The following is a 1,032-nucleotide window of genomic DNA, read 5'->3' on the forward strand; positions in this document are numbered from 1 at the left end:
GACGTGGCCATCCGCAATGCCAACGACGGCATCTCGCTGGCCCAGGTCGCCGAAGGTTCGCTGACCGAAATCGGCAACAACCTGCAGCGCGTCCGCGAGCTGTCGGTGCAGGCCGCCAACGCCACCAACTCCGATAGTGACCGCAAGGCGCTGCAGGCCGAAGTCACTCAGCTGGTCTCGGAAATCGACCGCGTCGCCAAGCAGTCCGAGTTCAACGGCACCAAGCTGCTGGATGGCACCTTCTCCAGCCAGCTGTTCCAGGTCGGCGCCAACGCCGGTCAGGCCATCGCCATCGACAAGGTAGTCGACGCAAAGACAGCCTCGCTGGGCAACTCCACCTTCGCGGTGGCCTACAAAGGCACCGCGCTGGATAATGCTGCCACCGCTGCCGTGAACGAGGACTTGGCCACCGCTGACACCAAGTTTACCGGTCTGCAGGTGTCGGTCACCCCGAAGGGTGGCACGGCCACCGCCATCAACATCGGTGACATCTCGGTCAAGGCCGGAGAGTCCATTTCCAAGGCTACTGCCGCCGCCATCAATGCGAAACTGGGCGAAACCGGCGTCATGGCCAGCGTGGACAAGGGCGTTATCAGCCTGTCGTCGGTGAAAGACAGCCAGACCTTCGCACTGGCCGCCGGCGGCCCGGCCACCGCCGGCGCTACCGCCGTCGCTGCCGATTTCGCCAACATCGGCCTTGACGAGAGCAGCACAAACGGCGGCACCATGACCGGCGTGACTGCTAGCGTGCTGTCGTCGGTGAACATCTCCACAGTGGAAGGTGCACAGAAGGCGCTGGAGATCGTCGACAACTCGTTGAACTCGATCAACAGCACCCGCGCCGACCTCGGTGCGATCCAGAACCGCTTCACCTCGGTGGTGGCCAACCTGCAGACCTCGTCGGAGAATCTGTCGGCGTCGCGCAGCCGCATCAAGGACACCGATTTCGCCAAGGAAACCGCTGAGCTGACCCGCACCCAGATCCTGCAGCAGGCCGGTACGGCCATGCTGGCCCAGGCCAACCAGGTGCCG

At 64.1% G+C, this 1,032-nt stretch carries 1 protein-coding gene; it reads left to right on the plus strand.

Annotated elements, in window-relative coordinates; genetic code table 11:
• Positions 1-1,032, plus strand: a 1,032-nt coding sequence (locus tag ACFX4F_RS19765; RefSeq protein ID WP_380658004.1) for a flagellin, incomplete at both ends; no start/stop codon positions are given.

It is taken from the genome of Stenotrophomonas sp. YIM B13575, from assembly GCF_042787595.1.
Taxonomy (GTDB): Bacteria; Pseudomonadota; Gammaproteobacteria; order Xanthomonadales; family Xanthomonadaceae; genus Stenotrophomonas; species Stenotrophomonas lactitubi_B.